Genomic DNA, 6,129 nt, shown 5'->3' on the forward strand with positions numbered 1-6,129 from the left:
TTTATTGAATAACAAAGGTAACAAAAAGACGAGACGAATATCAAGAAATCAACTTGAAAACCAAGTGCGAACAAGCTTTTCAGGTATTTGTTTCCGACCTGTCCCCATTCTCTGTTTGTCATAGTGGCAAATGGAATCGGGGCGACGGAGTAGACTAAATAGAGCTCTATCATTCTGCCGTAGATGACAACGGTAATAAAGATGGACATAATCTTCATAGAAAGGCTCACAAGTCCCGTTTCTATGGACAGGAGCAGAAACTCCAGTATCTCCATATCCTTTAATTTGTCAAAACCGCCCTCAAAAAGCCTTGTATTTCAAGCCTGTATATGCCTCTATTTCGTAACATGGACATAAAAAAAGCGATGTCCTTATACTTCCTGTTAAGAAGCAAAATATCACCGCTTTTACGATTTCCTATTTAATTTTGACCTGCAACATACCTTTCGTATCTGTGGTAGAATACTTTTTATCTGCAAGAGTTTTTACAGCACATCAAGTCTTTTTCCTCAAAAGTAGTAAATTGGTAGTAAATTCAACTTGTTCTCTTGCAAATATCCTTGTATTTCAAGGGGTTTGATGGTTAATTATTAACGTTTTCATAAAAAATAGTCATACATTCTATTATTATTTGCCTATTCAGTAAAAAAATAATGTTATTCTATTTTTACATATCACAATTTTATCCCCTTATCATGATGAAAAAAATACTGTACTACTAAAAAAACACACGGATTTTTTATGCTTTTTTGACTGAAATAACTGCTGTAATTACCACTTTTTTAATGATTACAATAATATTCACTTTCTATACAAAATTTCCTAAAATAATTCCTAATATACCAGTTGCATTCTTCTTTGTTATGAGATATAATTGTCTTGTTGGTTTGATATGAATATATCAAGCACATGTTCGCAATTGGATTTCTTTCATATGCTGTCAAGCTAGTATAAAACCGATATCCATGGCTTTTACATACCAAATAGCTTCATACATATGAAAAATGCCGTTGCACTATACTATATTATAATTTAAGGAGAGTGTAAAAAATGGCTGAAACATTAAACCCTTTTTTGAATGCACAAAAACAAGTTAAAAACGCTTGTGACAAACTAGGTTTAGAACCTGATGTATACGAATTATTAAAAGAACCTCAAAGAATGATTGAAGTATCTATTCCTGTAAGAATGGATGACGGAAGCTTGAAAATTTTCAAAGGATATCGTTCTGCTCACAACTCTGCTGTAGGTCCTTGCAAAGGTGGAGTTCGTTTCCATCAAGATGTTAACCCTGATGAAGTAAAAGCTCTTTCTATCTGGATGACATTCAAAGGTGGAGTATTAGGACTTCCATATGGTGGAGGTAAAGGTGGAGTTACATGTAACCCAAGAGAATTATCTGCTAAAGAATTAGAACAAATCTCTAGAGGATGGGTACGTGGATTACACAAATACTTAGGAGAAAAAATTGACATCCCTGCTCCAGACGTAAATACAAACGGACAAATCATGTCTTGGATGGTTGACGAATATGTTAAACTAAATGGAGAAGAAATGAGCATTGGTGTTATCACTGGTAAACCAGTTGCTTTCGGTGGATCTTTAGGAAGAAACGAAGCTACAGGATTTGGAGTTTCTATCATCGTAAGAGAATCTGCTAAAAAATTCGGAATCGATATGAAAGGTGCTAAAGTAGCTGTTCAAGGTTTCGGTAACGTTGGTAGATACACAGTTAAAAACATTCAAAAACAAGGAGCTAAAATCGTAGCTCTTGCAGAATTTGACTTTGTAACAACAATGCAACCATACGCTATCTACAATGAAGATGGTCTTGATTTCGCTGATATGGCTGCTCACGTTGATGCACACAAAGTTCTTTGTGATTATCCAAAAGCTAAAAAAATCACTATGGATGAATTCTGGGCATTACAAACTGATGTTTTTGTTCCTGCTGCTATGGAAAATGTTCTTACAGCTGAAACAGTAGCTAAATTAAACTGCAAACTTGTTTGCGAAGCTGCTAACGGACCAACAACTCCAGAAGGAGACGTTGCATTAAAAGAAAGAAACATTGCATTAGTTCCAGATATTTTAACTAACTCTGGTGGAGTACTAGTTTCTTACTTTGAATGGGTACAAAACAGATACGGATACTACTGGACAGAACAAGAAGTAGAAGAAAGACAAGAACAATCTATGGTTAAAGCTTTCAACGCTATGTGGGAAGTAAAAGAACAATATGATGTAACACCTCGTGAAGCTACTTACATGTATGCTATCAAACAAATCGCTGAAGCAATGAAATTAAGAGGATGGTACTAAAATAAAGTTCTCTGTGAACCTTTGATAGAAAGACAGATACTGAGGTATCTGTCTTTTTTCTTATCAGTAAAATAAACTCTAATATCACTTTATGTCCTGTTGCAATGATAGAATATCATTTTTAATCATTTATAAAAAAACACCTGTATTCCATCATTCAAAAAATGGATACAGGTATTTCTTATCTCACTATGTTACGCTGTCTCAATTTCACTTTGAGTTGACATATCTTTTTTTAACACAACAATCGGCTTCGATTTATTTGCCACACAATCTTCATGAATAATGACTTTACCAATATCTTCTCTAGATGGAATTTCATACATAATGTCTATCATAATATTTTCCAAAATACTACGCAATCCTCTTGCACCTATTTTTCGATCAATTGCTTGCTTTGCAATAGCAACAAGTGCTTCTCTTTCGACTTCCAATTCTACTCCATCTAATTCAAACAATTTTTGATATTGCTTTAAGAGAGCATTTTTTGGTTCTGTCAAAATTTGAATTAATGCTTCTTCATCCAAATTTTGCAGTGCTACAACAACCGGTACACGACTAACAAATTCAGGAATCAGACCATATTTCAACAAATCTTGAGACTCTACCTTTTCATAGAACGAAATATTATCATCTGACACTTTTTTCTCATTTTTTGCTCCGAAGCCCATCGTTCTTTCACCTTGACGTTTCTTCACAATCTCTTCCAAGCCGTCAAATGCTCCACCTAAAATAAACAAAATATTTGTAGTGTCTATTTGTAAGAAATCTTGATGTGGATGCTTTCTTCCACCTTGTGGTGGTACATTAGCTTTGGTGGATTCCAAAATCTTTAGTAATGCTTGTTGTACTCCTTCTCCGGATACATCTCTTGTCAACGATGGATTATCCGTTTTTCGAGCAATTTTATCAATCTCATCAATGTAGATAATTCCTTTTTCTGCTTTTTCAATATCAAAATTTGCCGCTTGGATTAATTTTAATAGAATATTCTCTACATCTTCTCCTACATACCCTGCTTCTGTCAAAGCTGTAGCATCAGCAATTGCAAAAGGCACATGCAATATTTTAGCTAATGTTTGCGCTAAAAGTGTTTTTCCTGAACCTGTCGGTCCTATCATAATAACATTTGATTTTTGTAATTCTACTTCTTTACTATTTTTTGGATTCGGAACGATATTGTAAATACGTTTATAATGATTATATACTGCTACAGATAAGGTCTTTTTCGCAGTTTCCTGTCCAATTACATATTCATCTAAAATAGCTTTGATTTCTTCCGGTTTCAGTAATCCCATTGTCTCTTCAGCTACGGTTTGTCCAAATTCCTCATCAATGATGTCTTGACACAATTTTACACATTCGTCGCAAATATAAATATCCGGTCCTGCAATCAATCTCTTCACTTGATTATGACTTTTCCCACAAAAGGAGCATCTATAATCTTTGTTTTCATCATTTCTTGACATCTATTTATCCCTCATTTCTTATAGGTTTTTTTCAATCACTTTATCAATCAAACCATATTCTTTTGCTTCAGCTGCACTCATAAAGTTATCTCTTTCCGTATCATTTTTTATCGTTTCAATATCTTGTCCGGTTCTTTCTGATAAAATGGTATTTAATTTATCTTTCATCTTCAAAATTCTTTCTGCTTGAATTTGTATATCTGTTGCTTGTCCTTGTGCTCCACCAAGTGGTTGATGAATCATCACTTCTGCATTCGGCAATGCATATCTTTTTCCCTTTTCCCCTGCTGCAAGTAAAAAAGCACCCATAGATGCTGCCATTCCAATACAAATAGTACAAACATCACATTTGATATATTGCATCGTGTCAAAAATTGCCATCCCTGATGTAATAGATCCACCGGGGCTATTGATATAGAACATAATATCCTTATCAGGATCTTCTGCTTCCAAAAACAACATCTGTGCTACTATCAATGATGCAGTTACATCATTTACTTCATCTGACAAAAATATAATTCTATCTTTTAATAATCTAGAGTATATATCGTAACTTCTTTCTCCTCTTCCGTTTTGCTCTACAACAACCGGTACATATGCCATTAAATTTCATCTCCTTCTAACAGTCGCTTATCTGTATTCGTTATCGACTCTGTCTATTCTACATCTACCCTGTCACATACAGTGTAATTCAACAAAAGGATTTTTTCTATAATTATTACAGAAAAAATCCCTTTTCGTTACAATTATTCTACAAAAACTTTCATAGACGGAAATTTTGTCTATTTTGCAGATGAAATCAATAAATCAATTGTTTTTTGGATACGAATATTATCTTTCAATACTTCTACATCTGTTTTTCCAATCAACTCTTTCACTTTTTCTACTTCCATGTTGTATTGTTCAGCCATCTTTGCATACTCTTTTTCTAAGTCTTCGTCAGATACTTCGATATTTTCAACCTTGCTAATTTCATCTAATACTAAACTATTTCGAACTTTTCTCTCTGCATCCGGTCTCATTTGCCCTTTCAAGTCCATCATAGTTGATTTAGTATATTTGAAATAATCTTCTAATTGAAGACCTTGGTATTGTAGATTTTGACCAAACTCATGAGCCATGCTTTCCACTTCATTTTCTATCATAACATCCGGTACTTCTACTGTACTAACTTCTACTGCTTTATCGATAATCGCATTACGATATGCTGTCTCTGCACCAGCTTTTTTCGTTTCATATAATTTTGCACGAATATCAGCTTTCAATTCCTCTACTGTTTCAAATTCACTAATATCCATTACAAAATCATTATCTAATTCCGGTAACTCTTTTTCCTTGATTTCATGTAATTTAACAGTAAATACTGCATCTTTTCCTTGTAACTCTTCAGAATGATATTTTTCAGGGAATGTTACATTGATATCCTTCACTTCTTCTAAATTCATTCCTACGACTTGTGCTTCGAATCCTTCGATGAAAGAATTAGATCCTAATACTAAAGTATAGCCCTCTCCTTTTCCACCGTCAAAAGGTACTCCATCTACTTTTCCTTCAAAGTCGATTACAACTGTATCTCCTTCTTTTGCAGGACGATTTTCGACAGAAATCATTCTTGCATTTTGTTCTCTCTTAATTTCTAAATCTTGATTTACTTCTTCATCTGTTACTTCTACTTCTTCTTTTGCTACTTCAAGACCTTTATATTCACCAAGTGTTACCTCTGGTCTTACGTATACTTGAACAGTAACGTCAAAATCTTCTCCTGATTTAATTTCACCCAATTCTTCAATTTCAGGTCTGGATACTACATCCAATTCATGTTCTTTTATTGCTTCAGTAAATAGAGCCGGGAACACTTCATTCAATGCATCTTCATAGAAGACTCCTTCTCCATAATAAGATTCTACAATTTTACGTGGAGCTTTTCCTTTTCTAAATCCGGGAATAGAAAATCTTGTTCTATTTTTTTTGAAAACAGTGTCCATTGCTTTTGCAAAATCTTCTCCTTTTACTGTCATTTTTAATGTTACTAAACTTTTTTCTTGTTTTAAAACTTCACTCATTTGTTTATTTCCTCCTAGGTTTATCTTAAAATTTTTAATTTTATTATCAATACTGATGCTGTTGGTAAGTGGTTATTTTATATCATCACAATTAACTTCGTTTCTCTATATTCTCTCTATACAATCCATGCTTCCACTCTACGAGCATACTAACTCAATAAGTATACCATAGTTTCTATTTTTTTTACATTATTTTATACTATATTTATGAAATTTATACAAATCTTAAATTGCAATATCAAATTGAACTAATTCCTCATTATCATCTAAAAGTC

The 6,129-nt window shown here is 33.4% G+C and carries 5 protein-coding genes; 1 reads left to right on the top strand and 4 read right to left on the bottom strand.

From position 1 onward, the window contains the following. Positions 1 to 275 (bottom strand): VirB6/TrbL-like conjugal transfer protein, CD1112 family (locus ACO5GE_RS07715; RefSeq protein ID WP_484830335.1); only part of this gene is annotated, 275 nt, incomplete at its 3' end. A gap of 775 nt (positions 276 to 1,050) precedes the next feature. Between ACO5GE_RS07715 and ACO5GE_RS07720 the strand changes: the two genes are divergently transcribed. Next, positions 1,051 to 2,322 (top strand): Glu/Leu/Phe/Val family dehydrogenase, encoded by a 1,272-nt coding sequence (locus tag ACO5GE_RS07720; RefSeq protein ID WP_484830336.1) that lies wholly within the window; start codon positions 1,051 to 1,053, stop codon positions 2,320 to 2,322. Between the two features lie 194 nt (positions 2,323 to 2,516). Here the strand turns inward: ACO5GE_RS07720 and clpX are convergent, their stop codons facing one another. The 3 genes from clpX to tig form a co-directional block, all read right to left on the bottom strand. Continuing rightward, entirely contained in the window at positions 2,517 to 3,791 is a 1,275-nt protein-coding gene (gene clpX, locus ACO5GE_RS07725) for an ATP-dependent Clp protease ATP-binding subunit ClpX (protein ID WP_484830337.1), read from the bottom strand. 18 nt (positions 3,792 to 3,809) lie between these two features. Continuing rightward, positions 3,810 to 4,394, bottom strand: coding sequence for an ATP-dependent Clp endopeptidase proteolytic subunit ClpP (gene clpP, locus ACO5GE_RS07730; RefSeq protein ID WP_484830338.1), 585 nt, complete (start codon positions 4,392 to 4,394; stop codon positions 3,810 to 3,812). 179 nt (positions 4,395 to 4,573) lie between these two features. Continuing rightward, positions 4,574 to 5,854, bottom strand: coding sequence for a trigger factor (tig, locus tag ACO5GE_RS07735; protein WP_484830339.1), 1,281 nt, complete (start codon positions 5,852 to 5,854; stop codon positions 4,574 to 4,576). Between the last annotated feature and the right edge of the window lie 275 nt (positions 5,855 to 6,129).

The sequence above is a fragment of the Filifactor sp. genome, assembly GCF_057248345.1.